Origin of the sequence: Halorubrum sp. PV6 (assembly GCF_003990725.2) — an archaeon.
GTDB lineage: Archaea > Halobacteriota > Halobacteria > Halobacteriales > Haloferacaceae > Halorubrum.
In genome coordinates this window covers 1,282,080-1,304,248 of record NZ_CP030064.1, presented here as the reverse complement: position 1 = coordinate 1,304,248, position 22,169 = coordinate 1,282,080, and the positions used below count along the sequence as shown (strand labels likewise).

21 protein-coding genes are annotated in these 22,169 nt (G+C 68.2%); 7 read left to right on the top strand and 14 right to left on the bottom strand.

Annotation, left to right across the window (positions count from 1 at the left end; genetic code table 11):
• The first annotated feature begins 38 nt into the window (after positions 1-38).
• From DOS48_RS20240 to DOS48_RS20225, 4 genes are all read left to right on the top strand, one after another.
• Complete coding sequence (locus tag DOS48_RS20240) at positions 39-527, top strand: Lrp/AsnC family transcriptional regulator (protein ID WP_127117467.1); 489 nt, start codon at positions 39-41, stop codon at positions 525-527.
• The gene (locus DOS48_RS20235; RefSeq protein ID WP_127117466.1) at positions 524-1,663 is read left to right on the top strand and encodes a pyridoxal phosphate-dependent aminotransferase; all 1,140 of its coding nucleotides are present in this window, start codon (positions 524-526) and stop codon (positions 1,661-1,663) included. The genes DOS48_RS20240 and DOS48_RS20235 overlap by 4 nt, the downstream gene beginning before the upstream one ends.
• A gap of 130 nt (positions 1,664-1,793) precedes the next feature.
• Positions 1,794-2,948, top strand: coding sequence for an acyl-CoA dehydrogenase family protein (locus DOS48_RS20230; protein ID WP_127117465.1), 1,155 nt, complete (start codon positions 1,794-1,796; stop codon positions 2,946-2,948).
• Between the two features lie 67 nt (positions 2,949-3,015).
• Positions 3,016-3,753, top strand: coding sequence for a sensor histidine kinase KdpD (locus DOS48_RS20225; RefSeq protein ID WP_127117464.1), 738 nt, complete (start codon positions 3,016-3,018; stop codon positions 3,751-3,753).
• Between the two features lie 44 nt (positions 3,754-3,797).
• Here the strand turns inward: DOS48_RS20225 and msrB are convergent, their stop codons facing one another.
• Positions 3,798-4,217, bottom strand: coding sequence for a peptide-methionine (R)-S-oxide reductase MsrB (gene msrB, locus DOS48_RS20220; RefSeq protein ID WP_127117463.1), 420 nt, complete (start codon positions 4,215-4,217; stop codon positions 3,798-3,800).
• Between the two features lie 105 nt (positions 4,218-4,322).
• Between msrB and DOS48_RS20215 the strand changes: the two genes are divergently transcribed.
• Positions 4,323-4,559 (top strand): CDGSH iron-sulfur domain-containing protein, encoded by a 237-nt coding sequence (locus tag DOS48_RS20215; protein WP_127117462.1) that lies wholly within the window; start codon positions 4,323-4,325, stop codon positions 4,557-4,559.
• 24 nt (positions 4,560-4,583) lie between these two features.
• Here the strand turns inward: DOS48_RS20215 and DOS48_RS20210 are convergent, their stop codons facing one another.
• Together DOS48_RS20210 and DOS48_RS20205 are read right to left on the bottom strand one after the other, a co-directional pair.
• A complete protein-coding gene (locus tag DOS48_RS20210) occupies positions 4,584-5,669 on the bottom strand; it encodes a DNA topoisomerase IV subunit A (RefSeq protein WP_127117461.1) in 1,086 nt (361 codons plus the stop codon).
• The gene (locus tag DOS48_RS20205; protein ID WP_127117460.1) at positions 5,670-8,108 is read right to left on the bottom strand and encodes a DNA topoisomerase VI subunit B; all 2,439 of its coding nucleotides are present in this window, start codon (positions 8,106-8,108) and stop codon (positions 5,670-5,672) included. It abuts the gene before it with no gap.
• Between the two features lie 169 nt (positions 8,109-8,277).
• Between DOS48_RS20205 and DOS48_RS20200 the strand changes: the two genes are divergently transcribed.
• Positions 8,278-9,228 (top strand): oxidoreductase, encoded by a 951-nt coding sequence (locus tag DOS48_RS20200; RefSeq protein WP_127117459.1) that lies wholly within the window; start codon positions 8,278-8,280, stop codon positions 9,226-9,228.
• Positions 9,229-9,250: 22 nt separating this feature from the next.
• On the opposite strand, the gene DOS48_RS20195 is transcribed toward DOS48_RS20200, so the two are convergent.
• Positions 9,251-9,790, bottom strand: a complete 540-nt coding sequence (locus DOS48_RS20195) for a hypothetical protein (protein WP_127117458.1) — start codon at positions 9,788-9,790, stop codon at positions 9,251-9,253.
• 142 nt (positions 9,791-9,932) lie between these two features.
• The gene (locus DOS48_RS20190) at positions 9,933-10,127 is read right to left on the bottom strand and encodes a cold-shock protein (protein WP_004045866.1); all 195 of its coding nucleotides are present in this window, start codon (positions 10,125-10,127) and stop codon (positions 9,933-9,935) included.
• Between the two features lie 194 nt (positions 10,128-10,321).
• Between DOS48_RS20190 and DOS48_RS20185 the strand changes: the two genes are divergently transcribed.
• Positions 10,322-10,978, top strand: a complete 657-nt coding sequence (locus DOS48_RS20185) for an NAD(P)-dependent oxidoreductase (protein WP_127117457.1) — start codon at positions 10,322-10,324, stop codon at positions 10,976-10,978.
• Between the two features lie 24 nt (positions 10,979-11,002).
• On the opposite strand, the gene DOS48_RS20180 is transcribed toward DOS48_RS20185, so the two are convergent.
• From DOS48_RS20180 to DOS48_RS20140, 9 genes are all read right to left on the bottom strand, one after another.
• A complete protein-coding gene (locus DOS48_RS20180; RefSeq protein ID WP_127117456.1) occupies positions 11,003-11,266 on the bottom strand; it encodes a hypothetical protein in 264 nt (87 codons plus the stop codon).
• A gap of 96 nt (positions 11,267-11,362) precedes the next feature.
• Complete coding sequence (locus DOS48_RS20175) at positions 11,363-11,821, bottom strand: universal stress protein (RefSeq protein ID WP_127117455.1); 459 nt, start codon at positions 11,819-11,821, stop codon at positions 11,363-11,365.
• A 3-nt stretch (positions 11,822-11,824) separates the two neighbouring features.
• Positions 11,825-13,540, bottom strand: a complete 1,716-nt coding sequence (locus DOS48_RS20170; protein WP_127117454.1) for a VC_2705 family sodium/solute symporter — start codon at positions 13,538-13,540, stop codon at positions 11,825-11,827.
• Positions 13,537-14,070 (bottom strand): DUF4212 domain-containing protein, encoded by a 534-nt coding sequence (locus tag DOS48_RS20165; protein ID WP_127117453.1) that lies wholly within the window; start codon positions 14,068-14,070, stop codon positions 13,537-13,539. Before DOS48_RS20165 ends, DOS48_RS20170 begins: the two co-directional genes overlap by 4 nt.
• A 114-nt stretch (positions 14,071-14,184) precedes the next feature.
• Positions 14,185-16,179, bottom strand: coding sequence for an acetate--CoA ligase (acs, locus tag DOS48_RS20160; RefSeq protein ID WP_127117452.1), 1,995 nt, complete (start codon positions 16,177-16,179; stop codon positions 14,185-14,187).
• A 108-nt stretch (positions 16,180-16,287) separates the two neighbouring features.
• Positions 16,288-18,072, bottom strand: coding sequence for a bacterio-opsin activator domain-containing protein (locus tag DOS48_RS20155; RefSeq protein ID WP_127117451.1), 1,785 nt, complete (start codon positions 18,070-18,072; stop codon positions 16,288-16,290).
• A 229-nt stretch (positions 18,073-18,301) separates the two neighbouring features.
• Positions 18,302-20,260 (bottom strand): acetate--CoA ligase, encoded by a 1,959-nt coding sequence (gene acs / locus DOS48_RS20150; RefSeq protein WP_127117450.1) that lies wholly within the window; start codon positions 20,258-20,260, stop codon positions 18,302-18,304.
• 97 nt (positions 20,261-20,357) lie between these two features.
• Positions 20,358-21,707, bottom strand: coding sequence for a GTPase HflX (hflX, locus tag DOS48_RS20145; protein WP_127117449.1), 1,350 nt, complete (start codon positions 21,705-21,707; stop codon positions 20,358-20,360).
• Complete coding sequence (locus tag DOS48_RS20140; protein WP_127117448.1) at positions 21,704-22,078, bottom strand: DUF2209 family protein; 375 nt, start codon at positions 22,076-22,078, stop codon at positions 21,704-21,706. The genes hflX and DOS48_RS20140 overlap by 4 nt, the downstream gene beginning before the upstream one ends.
• Positions 22,079-22,169: the final 91 nt, after the last annotated feature.

The window sequence follows — 22,169 nt, the reverse complement described above, 5'->3', positions numbered from 1 at the left end:
GTCGCTACTCATAAACCGTCCCCGCGTAATCTGTAGGTATGGATGCCGAGCGCGAGGTACTCGACGTGTTGGCGCGGAACGCCCGCGAAGACATCGACGACATCGCGGCCCAGACGGGCCTCGATGCGGCAGCGGTAGCCGACGCGATCGACTCGCTGGAGGCTGACAACGTAGTTCACGGCTACCAGGCGGTCGTCGACTGGGACCGCGTCGACGAGGGGAAGATCCGCGCGCTCGTCGAGATCAACGTCGAACTCGACCGCGAGACCGGCTACGAGCAGGTCGCCGACCAGATTTCGAAGTTCCCCGCGGTCGACGCGCTCCACCTGGTGTCCGGCGACTACGACTTCGCCGTGGAGGTCCTCGGCGAGACGATGCAAGACGTCTCGCGGTTCATCTCCGAGCAGGTCGCGCCGATGCCGGAGGTCACTCAGACGGTGACCCACTACATCATGGAGACCTACAAGGACGGCGGGATCCGGTTCGAGGACGGCGACGACGACGACCGCCTCTCCGTGTCGCCATGAGGCTGTCCGAGCGCGCTCGCGACCTCCCGGAGTCGGGGATACGGAAGTTCTTCGAGCTCGCCGAGGCGCGCGACGACGTGATCTCGCTGGGCGTCGGCGAGCCGGACTTCTCCGCGCCCTGGGCCGCCCGCACCGCCGCGATCGACTCGCTCGAACGCGGGAAGACCTCCTACACCTCGAACCGCGGGATGGCCGCGCTCCGAGAGCGGATCGCGGACCACCACCAGCGCTACGACCAGTCGTACGACCCCGCCTCGGAGATACTCGTCACGACCGGCGCGAGCGAGGCGGTCGATCTGGCCTTCCGCGCGCTGGTCGACCCCGGCGACACGGTGGCGGTCCACGAGCCGACCTACATCTCCTACGGGCCGGGGATCGAACTGGCCGGCGGCGAGCGGCTGACGGTCCCCACCCGCGCGGCCGACGACTTCGCGCTCACCCGGTCGTCGCTGGAAGCGGCGGGCGCCGCTGACGCGGACTTACTCGTCCTCTGTTACCCGAACAACCCGACCGGCGCGACGATGACGGACGAGGAGCTCGCCGAGGTGGCCGCGTTCTGTCGCGAGAACGACCTCCGGGTGATCGCCGACGAGATATACGCCGCGCTCACCTACGGAACCGACCACGCGTCGATCGCGAACCAACCGGAGATGCGCGAGCGGACCGTCGTCGTCAACGGCTTCTCGAAGGCGTACGCGATGACGGGGCTCCGGCTCGGCTACGCGTTGGGGCCGACCGATGCCATCGACGCGATGAACCGGATCCACCAGTACACCATGCTGTCGGCGCCGACGACTCCCCAGTACGCCGCCATCGAGGCGCTCGACCGGTGCGACGACGAGGTGGCTGAGATGGTCGACGAGTACAACCGCCGCCGCCGGCTGGTCGTCTCCCGGTTCAACGAGATGGGACTCGACACCTTCGAGCCCGGCGGCGCCTTCTACGCCTTCCCCGACTGCGGCGGCGACGACGAGGCGTTCGCCGAGGAACTGCTGGAGGCCCAAGGTGTCGCGGTCGTCCCCGGCTCCGTCTTCGGCGCGGGCGCCGAGGGGCACCTCCGCGTGTCGTACGCGACCTCGATGCGCGAGTTGAAGGAGGCGACCGACCGGATCGCGACGTTCGTCGAGAACCGCTGAGGCGGCGGTCACGCGCGGATTTCGGTCATCCCCTTTTTACCAAGTATACCCAGTACGGGCCTCGAACAACTTCGCGCGGATTGTCGGCCGTTCGCTAACAATTATCACATACTATCGTGATGGTCTCGGCATGGAGTTCCAGTTAACAGACGAACAACGACAGCTCCGCGAGGAGGTACGGAAGTTCGCCGACGAGGAGATCCGGCCGGTCGCGACCGATCACGACGTTGAGGAGTCGTACCCGCACGAGGTGATGGACAAAGCGGCCGAGATGGGGCTGCTCGCGCCCCACGTCCCGGTCGAGTACGGCGGCGTCGGCTACTCCTCGCTCGAAAACGCCATCCTCACCGAGGAGCTGTTCGCCGCCGACCCCGGAATCGGCCTCTGCGTTTCAAGCGCCGGGTTCGGCGCCGAGGCGCTGATGGAGTTCGGCACGGAAGCACAGAAAGAGCGCGTCCTCCCGGAGGTCACCGCGGGCGACGCCGTGATGGGGTCGGCCATCTCGGAGCCGCAGGCCGGATCTGACGTGACGAGCGTGGCGACCCGCGCGGAGAAGGACGGCGACGAGTGGGTGATAAACGGCTCGAAGATGTGGATCACCAACGGGACCGTCGCCGACTACTTCGTCGTCGTCTGCGAGACCGACCCCGACATCGACGACCGCTACTCCGGCTACTCGCAGATCCTCGTCGAGGGCGACCGCGAGGGGCTCAGCCGCGACAAGATAACCGGGAAGCTCGGCATCCGCGCGAGCGACACCGCCGAACTGCGGTTCGACGACGTGAGAGTCCCCGAGGAGAACCTGATCGGCCAGCGCGGGATGGGCTTTCTCCAGCTCATGCAGTTCTTCGACGAGACCCGCACCGCGGTCGCCGCGCAGGGCGTCGGCATCGCCCGCGGCGCCGCCGAGCGCGCGCTGGAGTACGCCGAGGAGCGCGAGCAGTTCGGCCGGTCCATCTCGGACTTCCAAGCGATCAAACACAAGCTCGCGGAGATGCACACGAACACCGAGGCCGCCCGGTGGCTCACCTACCGCTCCGCGTGGGCGGTCGACAACGAGGCGGGCGACCTGACGGCGCTGGCGTCGATGGCCAAGGAGTTCGCCTCGCGGACGGCGGTCGAGGTCGCCGACGAGGCGGTTCAGGTCCACGGCGGCGCTGGCTTCGTCAACGACCACGACGTCGAACGGCTCTACCGCGACGCGAAGATCACCCAGATCTACGAGGGCACCACCGAGATCCAAAAGAACATCATCGCCCGCGAACTGCTCGACGAGGGGGTCTAACGGGGCGGCGGGGCGTTCGGTCGCGCACAACCGGCATATAAAACTACACGCTCCGTGTATGGAACGTATGAGTGAGGATGCAGGTTCCGAGGCGAGCGGCGCGACCCTCGGCACCGAGACGAACCCCGAGGAGCATCTCAAACGCCAGCGGGACGACCTCCAGCTGTTGAATCAGGTGATGCGCCACGACATCCGGAACGACCTCCAACTCGTCGGCGCGTACGCCGAACTCCTCGACGACCACGTCGACGAGGAGGGCAAAGAGTACTTAGAGATAATCAAAAAGAACACCGACAGCGCCGTCTCGCTTACCACGACCGTCCGTGACCTCGCGGAGGTGCTGCTCAGAGAGGAGACCGAGCCGAGCCACATCTCGCTCAGCCGGGTCCTCTCACAGCAGGTCGAAGAGGTCCGATCGGCGTACTCCGAGGCCGTCTTCACCGTCGACGGGTCGTTCCCCGACCGGGAGGTCGTCGCCGACGAGATGCTGAGTTCGGTGTTCCGCAACATCCTCCGGAACGCGATCCAGCACAACGACGAGACGCCGCCGAAGGTGACGGTCTCGGCGAGCGTCGACGAGGCGGCCGACGTCGCCGAGGTACGCATCGCCGACAACGGACCGGGGGTCCCCGAACCACAGCGCGACGAGATATTCGGCAAAGGGGAGAAGGGGCTCGACAGTCCGGGCGCCGGGATCGGACTGTACCTGGTCCGGTCGCTCGTCGAGATATACGGCGGCGACGTGTGGGTCGAGGACAACGAGCCGAAGGGCGCGGTGTTCGTCGTCAGGCTCCCGCTGGCGTAGTCGACGACCGCTTTACAAAATTACCGGCCCGACCCGCGACGCGGTCAGCTCTCGTCGTACTCCATCGCGACCGAGTTGATACAGAAGCGCTTCCCCGTCGGCTCGGGGCCGTCGTCGAACACGTGGCCGAGGTGCGAGTCGCAGTTCGCACAGCGGACCTCGGTGCGGGACATTCCGTGACTCGTGTCGAGCGTCGTCGTCACCGACTCCTCCTCGGCGGCGTAGAAGGCGGGCCAGCCGCAGCCGGACTCGTACTTCGTCTCGGCGTCGAACAGGACGGTGCCACAGCCCCGACACCGGTACTCTCCGTCGTCTGGATGGTGGTCGACGTACTCGCCGGAGAACTTCGCCTCGGTGCCGCTCTCGCGTAACACGCGGTACGCCTCGTCGGAGAGCCGTTCGCGCCACTCCTCGTCGGACAGCGTCTTGGGATCGGCCGGCGGCTGATCGTCGGTCTCGCTCATACCCCACGTACGCGACCCACGCTCAAGGGGGTTGCGGCGGGGCGAGTACCGCGTTCCTGTCACCGTCGCCACAACTGGTATGTGTCTCGGTAGCAACAGACACGTATGGCGCGCGAAATCACGCACGACGCGAAGGGACCGGCCGTCCTCGACGAGTCCGACGCCGGCGACGACGGGGCGCTGTACGTCTGTCAGTGCGGCCTCTCGGACTCGAAGCCGCTCTGTGACGGCTCACACAAGGCGGCCGCCGACGAGACCGACGGTGTCGTTTATAAATACGCGGGCGACGATCCGGACGGCGAGCGCCGCGAAATCGAGGAGATACGGTACGCCGACGACTGACGCGCTCGGGGCGGTCGACCCCCGTTACAGCACGCCCATCGTGTCGAGCCGCTCGGGGAGGTACGTGTCGGTGACGAAGTCGAGCCCGCGGCTCGCGAGCGACTGCTGTTCGGACTTCTTGCCGATGTCGAGTTGGAGTTCGATCTGCTCTTCCCAGTAGTCGGTCTGGAAGCGCGGGTCTTCGAGCTCCGACTCCAAGGCGTTGATGTCGGAGTCGGCCAGCGGGTCGGCCGGCAGGTCGTACTCGACGATGTCCTCGGGCTGGATCCCCACGAACTGCGCTTCCGGCGTCGCGAGGTACTTCGAGAGGTGTGCGGACTTGATCGAGCCGTACGCCACGGAGCCGTAGATCCGGTACGACCACGGGTCGCCGTCGGCGAAGACGGCGATGGGCACGTCCAGTTCGTCGTGGACGCGCTTGGTGATCCGACGGGTCGCCCGCGCCGGCTGGCCTTTTAAGTGAATGACCAGGCAGTTGTACTCCTCGTCGAACCCGTTCTCGACGAGTCGGTCGCGCATCCCGCCGGTCTCGACGGCGAGCGCGAAGTCGATGTCGTCGTCGAGAAACTCGATCATGTCCGGGTTGTTGGGGATCTGATAGCCGCCGGCCCCCACGTCCTCCTGACAGTGGATCTCGCGTTCCCCGCGCCGCGTCTGCTCGCGGATGAGGAGCGGTCCCATCAGAGTCGCGCCGGACTCCTCGGGACGCATGTGGAAGTCCTCGCGGGTGACGCCCGTGACGATCTCCAAGTCCTCGACGAGGTCGTTCGACTCGTCCTGTGAGGAGAACTGCGCCTCGTCGTTGTCCCACGACTCGGAGAGGTAGTACAGCTCACGCAGGGTCGACGAGCGGTCTTCGTCGAGCTGGTTCGCGAGGAACTCGATCGTGTACGCGGCCTTCAGCAGTTTGCGGGCGCCCCGCACCGAGTTGGCGCTGCGGGTCGAGGTGCGGTCGCCGTAGGTCCAGACGCCGCTCTCGGTGTCGTACTGGATGTTGCTCTTCGTTCGCGTCGGCAGTTCCATCTCCGGGATCGTCCCGTCGGCGAACTGGTCGTAGAAGTCCGCGGCCAGGTCGATGAGTTGGTCTCGTGCGTCGCTTTCACTCGTCATTTACGCGTTCACCGTGAGTTTCTCCGTTTCCACGCCGCCGACGCTGACCTCGAAGTCGGCGTCGCCGTCGATCGTGTAGGTCAGTTCCCGCTCGTCGCCCGAGGGCACCTCGGGTTTCCACTGGACGAACCACTCGCCGTCCATGTCGACGACCGTCCCGTCGGAGAGGTCGGTCGGTTCCACGGAGACGATGTCCGTGATATCGAGGTTCTCGGTGACGTCGGAGTGGTTCTCCACGACGAGCGTCACCGTCTCGCCGTTCTGTTCGCGCTCGACGCTGACGTTGTTCATGATCCGCGCCAGCGCGCCGTCGATGTCGGGACGCGGGCGACCCGTGACCTCCGAGACCTTGTCGGCCATCTCGGGGAGGATACGTCCTAACACGTCCTGTTTCTCCCGGCGCTGCTGCATCGAGCGCCGCTTGCTGAGGTACGATTTGAGGTCGCGGGCGGCCTCCCGCACCGCGAGTTCGATCTCGTCTTCGATCGCCGGGACGTTCGCGAGCGCGTCCTTCGACTCGCTCGTGAACGGGACGTTCGTGGAGGCCACGTGGATGCTGATGACGGCCGGCCCGTTCGGGAGCCCCGAGCCGCCGGGCTGGTCTAACCCGTAGTTTCGCCACCCGATCTGTTTGATCACGTCCGTGGTCGCGCAGGCGCCGCGCTGGTAGACCAGCGGGACGCGGTTCGCGAACCGGAGCAGTTCGACCGACCCCTCCGCCGGAATCTCACCGCCGTACGCGATGCCGGCCTCGACGATGAACGGGTCGCCCCCGTGGACCTCCGCGTCGCGGGTCGCCGCCGCGTAGAAGTCGGCGTCGTACTCCTTCCGCAGCCCCGCCTCGACCAGTTCGGCCGTGATCGGCGCGAGGCAGTCGGTCGGCGGCGCGAGGATGTCGGTCGACCGCATCGCTTCGAGCAGGTCGGCCGCGGCGTCGCGGTCGCCCGCAATCGCGTTCACTTTCGGGGGGTCGTCCGGGACCGTCCGGGCCCGCGACCAGAACGCCTCCACGACGTTCTCGCGGGCGGTCTCGCCGAAGGTCGCCTCGTGCTGCTCGCCGACGAAGGTGGCCGCGTCCGCGACGAGGTGTTCGAGGTCGTCGAGCGCGACTCGGAACGCGTCGCCGTCGAGGTTCTCGAAGCGGCGCGCGAGCGCGTCGGCCATCGCCTGGACCGTCGCGTCGTCCTTCCGCGTCGACGTGGCCTCGTCGACGACGGCGTAGGCGTCGGGGACGAGGGGCGACTCCCCGTCGGCGTCCCCGTCGGACTCCTCGTCGTCGCCGGCACCGGTTATCGCCTGCCACGCCGCGTCGACCGCGTTCTCGCGGACGGTCTCGCCGAACGTCTTGCCCGTGTCCGCCGCGACCGTCTCCGCGATGTTCTCGACGATGGTCGCGAGCTCGGCGCGGGAGAGCCGGTCGTTGCTTCCGACCGTCTCCGCGACTCCCTCAGAGAAGGCGGTCGTCGCCGTCTTCCCCTTGTTGGCGACCGCTTCCGCGACCGCGGCCGCCACGTCGCGGTCGCCGTGCGCCTTCGGCGGCGCCCACGCGAGTTCCCGGCCGTAGTAGACGTCACGGAAGTTGTCGATGACCGACTCGGAGGTCTTCTTGCCGACACGGGTGAACTCCTCTTGAAGGAAGCCCGACAGCGAGTACGACTCTGTCGCCTCCAGCATCTTGATCAGCGCGCCGAGTTCGACGCCGTGCGGGTGCGGGCGGATCTCTTCGGTCTCCGCCGGCAGATCGTTGGTCGCGCGCTCGAACTTCAGCGGCTCGTCGAGGCCGGGCTCCCGCAGTTCGATCCGCGCGTGGGGGTTGACGACCGCGGTGTGTTTCACGTAGTCGTGAAGCTGCTGGCGGGCGCGCATGTTCGCCTCCATCTCCAACTCGATCCGGGTGCCGTGGGGGCGGTCCCACGTCGTCTCCTCGTCCGCCTTGATCTCCGGCTCGTTCGTGTCGGTGTCGATGATGAGCTCGAAGTACTGCGCGCGCGACTGCCCCTTGGGCCGTGAGGTGATCTTCGCGGGCTGGCCGGAAGTCAACTGAGAGTACAGTACAGCCGCTGAGATCCCGATTCCCTGCTGGCCACGTGACTGCTCACGGGCGTGAAACCGACTCCCATACAGGAGTTTCCCGAACACTTTCGGGAGCTGTTCTTTGGTGATGCCCGGCCCGTTGTCCTCGATGACGAGCCGGTAGTAATCGCCCACTTCCTCGATCTCGATGTAGATGTCCGGGAGGACGCCGGCCTCCTCGGTCGCGTCGAGCGCGTTGTCGACCGCCTCCTTGACGGCGGTGACGAGCCCGCGGGCGCCCGAGTCGAACCCGAGCATGTGTTTGTTCTTCTCGAAGAACTCGGCGATGGAGATCTCGCGCTGACCCTCGGCCAGCTCCTCCGCGATCCCCTCCTCGTCGCCGATCGTCGACTGGAAGGACGTCATTCAGTGTCTACTCATTTCGCCGAAGCACCTAAAAACGCACCGGCAGCGAGGTGAAAGTGGAGTCGGGCGACAGACGGCGTCTCGGTGGCTCGTTCACGAGCGGCCCGCGGAGGCGGAAACGGTCGATCCCGCCGACAGGTTTCTCCCCGTGACGCCCCTGGTATCGCCCATGACAGACTGGACTGCCGCGGCGATGCCGAACGTAGACGGGAAGACGGTGGTCGTCACCGGCGCGAACAGCGGCCTCGGCTACGAGGGAACGCGCGCGTTCGCCGCGAAGGGCGCCACCGTGGTGATGGCGTGTCGGAACATGGCGCGCGCCGAGCGCGCCGCCGACGAGATCCGGGCCGACGCCGGCGGCGACGTGGCGGGCGCGCTCGACGTGCGCGAGTGCGACCTCGCGTCGCTCGACTCGGTGGCGGCGTTCGCGGACGGACTCGAAGCCGACTACGACGCGGTCGACGTCCTCTGTAACAACGCCGGCGTGATGGCGATCCCCCGGAGCGAGACCGAGGACGGCTTCGAGACGCAGTTCGGCGTCAACCATCTCGGCCACTTCGCGCTCACCGGCCGCCTCCTCCCGCTTTTAAAAGCCGCCGAGGGAGTCGAGGGCGTCGCCCGCGTCGTCACGCAGTCGTCGGGCGCCCACGAGCAGGGCGAGATGGACTTTTCGGACCTCAACTGGGAGCGGTCGTACGGCAAGTGGAAGGCGTACGGCCGGAGCAAGCTCGCGAACCTGCTGTTCGCCTACGAGCTCCAGCGCCGGATCGACGCGGCGGACGACGACCTCGGCGTCCGCAGCATAGCCTGTCACCCCGGCTACACCGACACGAACCTCCAGATGCGGACCGCGGCCGAGAGCGGCAACCCCCTGATGAAAGTAGGCATGAAAGCCGCCAACGCCGTCCTCGGACAGGACGCCGACGTCGGCGCCGAGCCCATGCTGTACGCGGCCACCGCCGACGTCGACGGCGGCGCCTACGTCGAGCCGGGCGGCCTGATGAACATGCGCGGACATCCGACCATCGGTCGGTCGAACGACGCGTCGTACAGCCGTCCCGACGCCGAACGGCTCTGGGAGTACTCGACCGACGCGACCGGCGTCGAGTTCGACTTATAAACAGCCGCCCCCGGAGGCCGCCCTAGTGGAGCGTCCCCTCTCGCACGTGGGCGTCGTGCGCGAACAGCGCGTACCCCACGTCGACCGGCGCGTGCCCGGTCTCCTCTGCAATTTCACGGATCGGCTCGATCATCGTCACGTAGTCGGCGGCGTCGAACGACTCCTTGCGGCCGTCGACGTAGCCGAGACGCTCCAGCGACGCCCACACGCGGGTGTCGACCACCGCGTGGCTGTCGCCGTCGAGCGCCGCCAGCACGCACGATGCGGTCGGCGCCTGAAACCCCGACAGCCCGGTTAGCAGGTGGACGGCGGAGAAGTCGCCCTCGACTGCCCAGACGTTTCGCGTCACCTCGCGGCACCGCGACTCCGGGTTCGTCTCGACGTGGTACGCGCTTCGCGTCGACGACTCGTAGGCAATCTCGTACAGCTGCTCGCGCGTCAGATACCCCTGCGACCGGTACCGGTCGCCGAACGACGCGAGCCGGTCCGGGAGGACGCCCTGCGTCTGGTCGTAGCGATCGAGGTTCTCGGCGACGAAGGCTTCGAGATCGACCGTGGCCATGCTCACCGCTTTCCGCTCGGCGAGTAAAACGTCGGCGCCGCCGCTGAAACCGTCGGCGCCGCCGCTGAAAACGCCAGCGCCGCCGCTGAGACTGTGATATACGCGGAACGCGTTTCGAGAGCGATTCGAGGGGTCGTCGAGGTTACAGCCGGGTGAGGTTCGTCGCGCGCGGCCCCTTGTCCGCCTCCTCGATCTCGAACTCTACTTCCTGTCCCTCTTCGAGGTCCGGGCCGCCGACGTCTTCCATGTGGAAGAACACGTCCTCGTCAGCGTCGTCAGTCTCGATGAATCCGTAGCCGCCAGTGTCGTTAAAGAAGTCGACCTTGCCTGTCGCCATCGCGTCTACTCCCTCTCTCGAATAGGACATAAATGTTGTGTGCGTCCGGCGTTTATCAACGAGAATTCAGTCCGATCCGTGGCTCATCGTCCCTAAACGGGCGCTCGCCGGGAGACGGTCGACGCCGCGCCCGCCGCCGATCCCGGTCGTCCACCGACCGAAACGCCAAGGGCGTTCGGCGCCGACGCTCGGGTATGGCTACCCTCCTCGTCGTCGGCGGCAGCGGGTTTATCGGTCGCGAGGTGTGTCGGCTCGCGGTCCGCGACGGACACGACGTCCGAAGCGTCTCCCGCGGCGGGCGTCCGGCGATCGACGCGCCTTGGGCCGACGCGGTGTCGTGGACCAGCGCCGACCTGTTCCGCCCCGACGCGTGGCGAAGCCGTCTCGACGGCGCCGACGCGGTCGTCCACGCCGTCGGCGCGATAACCGAGTCGCCGACCGAGGGGAAGACCTTCGAGCGCGTCAACGGCGACGCCGCGATCCTCGCGGCCCTCGAAGCCGAGCGCGCCGGCGCCGAGGCGTTCGTGTTCCTCTCGGCGTCGGTGAAACCGCCCGGCGTCAGGAACGCCTACCTCACGGCGAAACGCCGAGCGGAGACCGCGATCGCCGGGCTCGATTTAAAAGCGGTGACGCTTCGTCCCGGTCCCGTGTACGGCTCCCGCGACGCGCCCGGTCCGCGAGCGGTCGACGGGCTCTTCCGACTGGTCGCGTCCGCGCCGCCGATCGCCGACCGGCTCGGCGAACGTCGCCCGCTCGCCGTCGAGACGGTCGCGCGGGCGACCTACCGGACCGCGCTCGACCCCGACGAGTCGCTCCTCGACGTGGCCGACATTCGCGCGCTCGGCACCTGACGGGGTGTCCGGGGAGCGCGCGGATCAGGCCTGTTCTTTCGCCATCGACAGCGACAGGAAGAAGCCGTAGTACGCGGGGATCCCGGCGAGCATGAACATGTACAACACCCACTGCGGGGCGCCGGTGAACAGCCCGTTGTACAGCAGCGAGACGCTCGTCACCCAGACGAGCGCGAACACGAGGTCGTAGAACATCCCGCCGCGGTTCTCGCTGACGTGGCTGCGGAGACGGTCGACGACGGTCTCGGGCTCCGAGTCGTCTGGCTGGGTGGTGTCGGTGTCGGGCATGTGATGCGCGTCGGGCGCCGGGTACGTCGGTATTCTGCAATCGGTCGGTGTGCGGTCGGACGGTCACGAACGGGCGAACGGGTGGCGTCGCCCGCGTTACTCTCCCTCGTAGTCGACCACGAGGATCGGCACGTGCGTCGAGCGCAGCGTGCGCTCGGTGACGCTGCCGAGGAGCGCGCGGCGGATGCCGGCGCGCCCGTGGCTCCCCATCACGATGAGGTCGATGTCGTGGTTGTCGGCGTAGTTGCGTATCAGCTTGTGCGGGCGACCGCCCGCGACGTGCTCGACGACCGAGACGCCGCGTTCGTCGGCGCGCTCGGCCACGACGCCGGTCGCCGCGTCCGCCTGTTCTTTCAGCTCCTCCATCTCGTCGAACCGACCCTGTTTGAGCCGGTCGACCTGCTCGGTGCCGAGGCTGAGGTTCACGGAGTCGATGTCGACGACGTACAGGGCGTGCACCTCCGCGTCGTACTTCTCGGCCAGATCGAGCGCGTGGTCGACGGCGGCCTCTGCGACGTCGCTTCCGTCGGTGGGGACGAGGATTCGTTCGTACATGGATTACGCCTCCGTGTCCGTCTCGTCAGCGGTGGTGCCGCCGTCGGCCGCCATCTCCTCGCCGCCGTCGGCGACGACGTCTTCCGCGCTCTGCTGTTGACCCATCGGCTCGGGGCTGTGACACTGGCGCACCATCCGCTTGGTCTCCAGTGGGGGTTCCGGCGTCGCCATCGAGACGGCGATGGTGACGAGGAACACGAGCGGCGTCCCGATCAGGGCAGCGCCGATCGGCGGGACGTACTGGGCGTAGATCGGGATGAGCGCCTGTCCGGAGCCACCGGCGATGTCGGCGAGGAAGCCGACGTAGGCCGGCAGGACGCTGTTGATGATCGAGGTGAACCACAGCAGCAGGCCGACGGTCATCCCCGCTAAGGCCCCCTGCCGGTTGGTGTTCTCCCACCACAGGCCGAGGAAGAACATCGGGAACAGGACGGTGCCCGCGAGCGAGAACGCGTAGGCGACGAGCTCGCCGATGAGCGCCGGCGGGTTGAACGCGGTCACCGTGACGAGCGCGCCGATGCCGATGATGGTCGCTCGACCGATGAGCACCTGCTGCCGCTGGGTCGCGTCGGGGTTGATGAGTTCGGCGTAGATGTCGTGGGCGACGGCGGAGGAGGCGGTGATGAACAGCCCCGCCGTCGTCGCGATCGCGGCCGCCATCGCGCCGGCGGCGACCAACCCGACGAACCAGGTCGGCAGCTGGGCGAACTGCGCGGCCAGCACGACGATGACGTCGCCCTCCGCGCCGGACATCGCCTGCTCGCCGCTGAACACCGCTTCAGAGGAGATCCCGTTCACGGCGGCGAAGAGGTCGACGCCGAACGCCGCCATCGCGGGCGCGGCCCAGTACAGGAGGAGGATGAAGAACAGCCCCCACACGGTGGACCAGCGGGCGGTCCGCTCGCTTTCGACCGTGTAGAACCGGACCAGGACGTGCGGGAGACCGCACGTCCCGACGATGAGCGAGAACGCCGTGGCGACCCACAGGTAGTAGCTGTTGCCGCCGATGAACGGCTCGCTGAACTGGCGGCCGAGTTCGCTGAACAGGGCGCCGTACTCGATCTGCGGGAGCACGGTCGAGTACCCCTGCGAGAAGCCGACGACGTAGACGCCGGCGAGGAACGCGACGATGAGGATCACGTACTGGACGGCCATGTTCTTCGTCGCGCCCAGCATGCCGGAGAGCGCGAGGTAGCCGACGGTGATGGTCATCATCACGATGATCATCGGGATGATGTCGAGCCCGAACACGTACTGCCCGACCAGCCCCATCCCGCGGGCCTGGCCCACGGAGTAGACGTACGCGATGAGCAGCGTGGTGAACGCGGCCAGCGCGCGCGCCATCGGGGAGTTGAATCGGTCCGCGACGAAGTCCGGCGCGGTGTACTTCCCGAACCGGCGCATCTGGGCCGCGAGGAAGATGAGCAGGACGAAGTAGCCGGTCGTCCAGCCGACGATGAACGCCAGCCCGTAGAAGCCGGCGAGCGCGACCAGCCCCGCGAGCCCGAGGTACGAGGCGGCGGACATCCAGTTGGCGCCGATGGCCATCCCGTTCTCGATGTTGCCGATTCCCCGGCCGGCGACCCACATGCCCTCGGTGTCCGCCACCTTGAACACGAAGCCGATGACCAGGAACGAGGCCATCATCAGGAAGACGATGATCGCCGGGAGGAGTTTAAAGGAAATGTCGAGCGCTTCCGCTTGCAGCGGGACCGTCATTCCTGCTGCCCTCCGTCGGTTGCGGCTGTGGCACCGGAGTCGTCCGGCTCAACGGCGGTGCTGTGGTCGATCCCGTACTTGTCGTCCAACTTGTCGCGCTGGCGGGCGTAGACGGCCGCCAAGATCAGCGCGCCCGTCGGCGCACCGAAGGCGACGAGGAAGTAGTGCCAGGGGAACCCGAGTACCGGCATCGTCGTCGTCATCGTGCCCGGCGCGAGCATCGTCATCGTGACCGGGCCGAAGACGATCACCGCCCAGACGATGAACCCGGTCCAGACGATTCTGAGGTGATCCCGCATGTACGCGGTGCTCGGTTTCAGCAGGTTCACCTCCTCGCTGAGGTAGTCGGTGTTGCTGTGCTTCTGTGCCGCGCTCGCGGTGACGCCGCCGTCGGTGGCCGCGTCGTTCGCTGCGCGTCCCCCATCGGTGGCCGCGTCGTCCGCTGCGCGACCCCCATCGGTGACCGCGTCGTCCGCTGCGCGACCACCGTCGGTAACCGCGTCGTCTTGTTGTGAGCGATTATCTGTCATGTGTTGTGGTGTGTAGTGTCGTGGTCCGTTTGTACGATTTTATCGTGATATTTAATCGCGGTGTCGTGCGCGCCGTCTTTCGTTTCGTGTCTCGAAAACGGCGCCGTCGCGCGGCTACTCGCCCGCCGCCTTCTGCTGGATCTCTTCGACGATCTCCGGGTTCCGGAGGGTGCTGGTGTTACCCAGCTCCTTCCCGTCGGCGATGTTCTCGAGCAGACGCCGCATGATCTTCCCGGACCGCGTCTTCGGCAGGTCCGGCGTGAACACGACCTGCTCCGGTCGGGCGATCGGCCCGATGGCGTCCTCGACGCCGGCGACGATCGCGTCGCGGAGTTCGTCGTTGCCCTCGTAGCCGTCTTCGGTGGTCACGTACGCGTAGACGGCCTCGCCTTTGATGTCGTGGTCCCCACCAACGACCGCGGCCTCCGCGACGCCCTCGACGCCGACGATGGCGGACTCGATTTCCATCGTCCCGAGCCGGTGGCCGGAGACGTTGAGCACGTCGTCGACGCGACCGAGCACGGTGATGTAGCCGTCCTCGTCGATCTTCGCCCCGTCCTCCGGGAAGTACACCCAGTCTTCGGGGTCGTCGCTGTCGGTGTCCGAGTACTCGGCCCAGTACTCGTCGATGTAGCGCTCGTCGTTGTTGTACAGCGTCCGCAGCATGCCGGGCCACGGCTTCTGTACCGTCAGGTAGCCCGCCTTTCCGGGCTCTACTTCATCGCCGAGCGTGTCCAGAATCTGTACGTCGAGGCCCGGAAGCGGCGGTCCGGCCGCTCCCGGTTTCATGTCTTTGACGCCCGGTAGCGTCGTGACCATCATGCCGCCGGTCTCCGTCTGCCACCAGGTGTCGACGATGGGACACTCCTCGTCGCCGATGTGCTGGTAGTACCACTTCCACGCGCGGGGGTTGATCGGCTCGCCGACCGTCCCGAGCAGCCGCAGCGACGAGAGGTCGTGCGCGTCGGGGTACTCCGCGCCCCACTTCATGAACGCGCGGATCGCGGTCGGCGCGGTGTACAGCTGGGTCGCCTCGTACTCCTCGACGATCTCCCAGAGCCGGTCGCGCTCGGGGTGGTCCGGGGTCCCCTCGTACATCATCGTCGTCGTCCCGAGCGAGAGTGGCCCGTAGACGATGTACGAGTGGCCGGTGATCCAGCCGATGTCGGCCGAACAGAAGTACGTGTCATCCGGCTTGATGTCGAGGACCGACTGCGAGGTCCACGACACCCACGAGAGGTAGCCGCCGGTCGTGTGTTTCACGCCCTTCGGCTTCCCCGTCGTCCCCGAGGTGTACATTAAGAACAGCATGTCCTCGGCGTCGCGGGTCACCGGCTCGACTTCGGCGCCCTCGTGGTCCGCGACGAGGTCGTCGTAGTCAAGCTGGTCGTCGCCGAGGTCGTGACCGAAGCCGTCGTCGTTCGGCCCGAGTCGATCGACGACGACCGTCGTCGTCTCGTGGTCGACGCCCGCGAGCCCCTCGTTCGCCTTGTCGAGGTGGTCGAGCGGGTCGCCGCGGCGGTAGTAGCCGTCGCAGGTGACCAGGTACTCGGAGTCCGCGCTGTTCATCCGCGTCGCGAGCGCGTCGGCCGAGAACCCGGCGAAGACGACGCTGTGTGGCGCGCCGATCCGCGCACACGCCAGCATCGCGATCGGCAGCTCCGGGATCATCGGCATGTACATCGTCACCACGTCGTCTTCCTCGACGCCCTGCTCCCGGAGCGCGGCCGCGAACTCGTTTACCTCGCGATGGAGTTCTTCATAGGTGTACGAGCGGTCGTCCTCGTCGACGGGCTCGCCGACCCACTCGATCGCGACCTCGTCGCCGCGCTCGTCGAGGTGTCGGTCGAGGCAGTTGGCCGACGCGTTCAGTTCGCCGCCCGTGAACCATTCGTAGAAGGGCGGGTTGCTGTCGTCGAGCACCTGATCGTAGTCGGTTTCCCAGTCGAGCAGGTCGGCGGCCCCCTCCCAACACTCCGGCCAGTTCTCCTCGAACTCGTCGTACACGTCGGGATCCGAGACGTTCGCCTGTTCGACGAACGACTCCGGCGGCTCGAACACCTCCTGCTCTGCGAGTCTCGCTTCCAGTTGACCTTCGCCCTCTGTCATGGTACGGACGTACCCAACCGATCTCACCATATAAACGGCGACGCTAAATACGAAAAATCGTGATAGATCCACCCGCGGATCACCGCCGCGAGGGCGTTCGCGGTCGGTTCAGTCCCGGTCGGCCCGCCGAGTCCGCGGCCCGTCTTCAAAGAGTCCGTCGAGGAGCTGCCGCTGTGCCTTCCGGAGGTGGTTGTGGAACGTCGGCGAGGAGACGCCCATGGCGTCGGCGACTTCCTCCGCCGTGCTCCCCCGCGGCCAGTCGAAGTATCCGCCGTGGTACGCGGCCGACAGCGCGGCCCACTGGCGGTCCGTGAACCGGTCGGCGACGCCCTCCCGAAGCGAATCCTCGCTCCGCGGCTCCCGCGGGACGGACCGCTTGCTCGCGAGGCGCGCCCCGGTGAAGGCGGTCCGCAGCCCGTCGGCGACGGGCCGCACGTCGGCGCCCTCGGGGAGGTGCGCGACGACGCGAACCCGGCCGTCGTCGGCGGTCGCGTCCCGGACAGTCGCGCCGTGTTCCGTGAGCGTGCGCACCGCGGAGCCGCCCGTGACGCGGACCGACACGTCGCAGCCGGCCTCGCGCGTCTCGATGACGCGCAGGTCCGAGACGCCGGACGCCCCGGCGATCACGTCGGCGAGCGGCTGGGGACGCGCGCCCTCGACTGATAAATAAAACCGCGACGTGTCGTCGTCGACCGTCACGGTCGAAGCCAACTCGATCCGGCAGTCGAGCGCCGCGCTCGCGCGGGCGAGGAATGCGTCGTCGTCCCCCGTGTGAAACTCCACCTCGGTCACCGCGTCGGAGTGGAGTAAGTCGCGCCAGCGTCCCGCGGTCACGGCCCAGCCGAGACACCGGCCGAGCGCCGTCAGTTCCCGCCGCTCGCTCGACGAGACCGGGCCGACCGGCGGGTCGTCGCCGGCGACGACACACAGCGCGCCGTGTGTCACGTCCCGGTATCGAACGGGGACGGCGATCGCCGGTCGGCCCGCGGTCGCCGGCGTCCCCTCGCTCACGACCGCGTCCCCGTTGGTGACCGCCTCTCGCCACGGCCCGTCGGTCGGGACGCCGCGGTCCGCGAGCTCCTCGCGCCCCACGCCGGCCGTCCCCGCGATCTCGGCGCGGTCGCGATCCCCGGCGCCGCGGACGACCCACGCCTCCGCCCACCGGTGCGACTCGACGACGCCCTCGGGAACCGCCGCGAGGGGGGTCGCTCGCGTGTCGCCGTCGGCGAGGGCCTCGAAGCCGCCGAGCGCGGTCGCCGCGGCCCCATCTCCCGGGTCGTCCCGTCTGTCCGCGATCGCCGAGACGATCGCGTCGCCGTCGAGCGGTCCGAGGTAGTCGTCGAGCGTCGCCATCGTCTCCCAGCCGCCCGCCTCGCGGACGGTGTGGGCGTCGACGCCGCGGTCGGCGAGGAGCCGCCGCGCGAAGGTCCGCCGGAGGTCTCGCGGCGTCACGTCCGGGTCGACGAGCCCGTCGGTCCGGGACGCCGCGCGCGAGGCCGTCTCGCTGACGATCATCTGGACGCGGCGCGGCGTCACGTCCACGAACGGCTCCGACTCGTCGAGGTCCGCGCTCTCCGCGTACCGGCGTAACTCCGCCGCCAGCGACGCCGGGACGACCGTCTCGCGGTCGATCCTGTCGCGGCCGTCCGCCGCGGCCGCCGGATCGGACTCGGGCGTCTCGCCGCTCTCGGGACCCGGCTCTGCCGCCGGGACCGCGAGGAGAGCCAGGTCGGCGTGTCGCTCCGTTTCTCGGAGGTCTCGGGGGGCGACGCGAGTGATCTCGCCGGTCCGAAGCCCCGCCTCGCCGCCGAGCCGGACGACGAGCGCGGCGCGGTACGTCTCCGCCGCGGTCACGAGCGCGTCGTACGCGTCGGCGTCCAGTCCCTCGCCCATCTCGGTTCGTATTCACACAGGAAACCGAAGTAAGCGTTTCGCCTGAAACGAGCCTCTGGTGCCGTGCCGAGCGACTGTGTCCGGATGAGTCGCGCTCACGGCCGACCTTTAGAGAAAACTGTCTGGATTCTGTTTCGGCTATAGATTTAAACGCGAAACGACTGCGCTAGCCCGACCGCGCACCCGCTCGCCCCCGGCGTCTCGCGTCGGCCCGAGCGATCGGCGGCCGTCACTCCTCGCGAACCGCCGACTCGATCTCGCCGACGACCTCGGGGTTGCGCAGGGCGCTCACGTCGCCGAACTCGTCGCCGCGGGCGATGTCTTCGAGCAGCCGACGCATGATCTTCCCCGAGCGCGTCTTCGGCAAGTCGGGCGTGAACACGATCCGGTCCGGCCGCGCCACGTCGCCGACCGACCGGACGAGCCCCTCGCCGATCGCTTCGCGGAGCGGTTCGTCCGGATCGACGTCGCCGCGAGTGGTGACGTAGGCGACGATCCGACCGTCGTCGTCGCCGACGACCGCGGCTTCGGTGACGCCGTCGGCCTCGACGATGGCCGCCTCCAACTCGGCGGTGTTGAACCGGTGGGTCCGGACGTTGATCACGTCGTCGACGCGCCCGAGGATCGTGATGTACCCGTCCTCGTCGACGGTCGCGCCGTCTCCGGTCCGATACCGCCACCCGTCGTCGCCCTCCAGCCAGTACTCCCGGCGGTAGCGCTCGTCGCCCTCGCGAAGCCCCCTGAGCATTCCGGGCCACGGGGCGGCGATCGTGAGGTACCCCGGCTCGCCGGGGTCGACTGGCTCGCCGTCCTCGTCGACGACGCGGGCGTCGATACCCGGCAACGGCGGGCCGACCTTTCCGGGCTTCATCGGCGTGACTCCCGGCAGGGTCGCGAGGGAGATGGCGCCCGTCTCGGTCTGCCACCACGTGTCGACTACCGGCGCCTCCCCGCCGCCGACGTGGTCGTGGTACCAGTGCCACGCCTTCGGCGTGATCGACTCGCCGACGGTCCCCAGAAGCCGGATCGAGGACAGGTCGTGGTCGTCTGGGTACTCGGCGCCCCACTTCATGAACGACCGAATCGCGGTCGGCGACGTATAAAAGACGCTGACCGCGTTGCGCTCGATCAGGTCCCACACCCGGTCGCGGTCCGGGTAGTCCGGCGAGCCCTCGTAGAGGACGGTCGTGGTCCCGACCGAGAGCGGGCCGTACACGCCGTACGAGTGGCCCGTGATCCAGCCGATGTCGGCCGCACACCAGTAGGTGTCGTCGGGCCGCACGTCGAGGACGTTCCGGGTCGTCCACGCGACGTGCGAGAGGTACCCGCCCGTCGCGTGCTCGACGCCCTTCGGGCGCCCCGTGGTCCCGGAGGTGTACATGACGAAGAGGAGGTCGGTGGCGTCGCGCGCGACCGGCTCGACCGTCTCCCCGTCGTTGGCCTCGACGACGGCCTCGTACGCGTGTTCGTCGGCGCCGAGCGACACGTCGAGCGCGTCGCCGAGCCGGTCGACGACGACGGTCGCCGAGAGGTCGGCGTCGGCGCGGAGCCGGGCGTTGTCCGCCTTCGACTTCTGGTTGAACGCGTCCTCCCGCCGGTAGTACCCGTCGCAGGTGACGAGGTACGACGAGTCGGCGGCGTCGATGCGCGTCGCGAGCGCCTCCGCGGACAGCCCCGCGAAGACGACGTTGTGGGGCGCGCCGATCCGGGCGCACGCCAACATCGCGATCGGTAACTCGGGGACCATCGGGAGGTACAGCGTCACCACGTCGTCGGCTTCGACCCCGAGGTCGCGGAGGCCGGCGGCGAGCGCGTTCACCTCGCGGTGTAAGTCGAGGTAGGTGTACGACCGGCGCTCCCCGCGCTTGCCGAACCAGCGGATCGCGAGCTGGTTCCGCCGCTCGTCGAGGTGGCGGTCGATGCAGTTGGCCGCGGCGTTGAGCCGTCCGTCCGGAAACCACTTATAAAAGGGCGGGTCGCTGTCGTCGAGGACGGTGTCGTAGTCGGTCTCCCAGTCGAGGAGGTCGGCCGCCCGCCGCCACGCGTCCGGTCCCTCCTCGTCGAACGCGTCGTACAGGTCCGCGTCGCTGGCGGCGGCCCGGTCGTCGAACGCGTCGGGTGGCTCGACGACGTCGTCGCCGGCGGCGCCCCCGCCCGTCGGCTGGCCGTCGACTCCGGCGTAATCCATGCCGTATTATGGCAATCGGAGGAATGTATACTTTGTCCGAGCGCTCGGCGACGAGACGGCGGCCGGTCGCCCCCACCGGCGTGAGACCTGTCGGATATTACGTCGACTCCACCGGCGCGAGCCCGGCCGCCTTCGACCGAGCGCGGGCGACGATCGACGGCTTCGCCTCGAAGTCGAGCGCGACCTGGTCGTCGGCGTACGACTCCTCGGCGACGTGACCGTGGTCGTGGATCCACGAGACGAGGCTCATCGCCTCGTCCGAGAGGGGTAAGACGAGGCGCTCGCGCTCCCAGTCGGGGAGCTCCGACTCCACGCGGTCGCGAAGTTCGGCGACGCCCGCGCCGGTCCGCGCCGAGACGGCGACCGGGTCCGGCGCGACCCCGGAGAGCGCGGCGCGTTTGTCCGCCAACTCGCCCGGCGCGAGCCGGTCGACCTTGTTGAACACGGTGACGATGGGCGCCTCGTTGCGCTCGTACAGGGTGTCGTGGCTCGTGACCAGCTTCTCGCGCATCTCCTCGACCGACTCGCTGGCGTCGACGACGAGCAACACGAGGTCGGCGCGGTACACCGAGTCGAGCGTCGACTCGAACGACTCCACCAGCCAGTGCGGCAGGTCCGCGATGAACCCGACCGTGTCGGTGAGGAGGACGTCGCGCTTCTCCATCTCGGCGCGCCGGGTCGTGGTGCCGAGCGTGGTGAAGAGCATGTCCTGAGACTCCGCGGTCGTGTCGAGGTCGGGGTGGCGGTCGGCGTTCTCGTCGACGTCGATCTCGGCGGCCAGCCGGCGCATCAGCGTCGACTTGCCGGCGTTCGTGTACCCCGCGAGCGCGACCAGGTCGAACCCGGAGTCGCGGCGCTGCTCGCGGCGGGACTCCTCTTTGTCGGCGATCGACGCCAACTCGTCGCGGATCTCCGATATCTGTCGTTTGATGTCGCGCTCGACGCTCTCGTCGTACTCGCCGAGCCCCATGAACCCCGGCCGCTCGTCGCGTTTCGCGAGGCTCGCCTTCGCCTCCGCCCGCGGGAGTTCGTACCGCAACTCGGCCAGTTCGACCTGCAGCTGGGCCTTCCGGGTGTTGGCGCGCTGGCCGAATATCTCGAGGATGAGCGTGAAGCGGTCGACGACCTCCACGCCGTCGGGGAGTTCGCCGCCGATGTTGAACGTCTGATAGGGGCCGACGTCGTTGTCGATGATGACCGTCTCGGCGCCGGTCCGGCGGACCACCTCGCGGAGTTCGGCGACTTTCCCCTTCCCGAACATGAACGCGGCGTCCTCGGTGCGGGTCTGGGTGAGCTCTCCGGCCACGTCGTACCCGGCGGCGGCCGCGAGATCGGTGATCTCGGTCAGATCGGCCGATCCGGACTCGACGCGCTTCGCGACGACGGCGCGCCGCTCGGCGGCCGGCGGCTCGGTGTCGGTGCCTCGCCCGTCGATGCTCCCCGTCATAACAGGAGGGTACGGGCGGCGTACGCGGCGTGGTGTGCTGCCTGCACAGTTTCGCGTTCTCCTATGCTCTCGACGTATTTAAACTCGGGTTGGAAGCTCAGCCCCACGCGCTCGGCCGGCTCCTCGTAGAACTCCCCGCCCTCGGCGACGATCGGTCCGGAGGGCGGCTCCGGGAGGTTCCCGACCGCCTCGGCCGTGAGCGCGACGGTCGCGTCGAGCGTCGGACCCTCGCGCACGGCGGCAAAGCCCATCCCCTCGACCGACCGGATGCGCGCCGAGTCGATCCGGGCGTGGACCGCGGCCGCGACCATCAGGTACTCGCCGGCCTCCTCGTGGCGACCGCTGATGTCGACGCCGACGACCTCAGGGATGGGCCGCCGTCACCTCGGTTCGGTCGGGGCGCGCGGCCGGTCCCACGAGTCTCGTCTCCATGCGTCCCGATACGGCACCGGTAGAATTGAA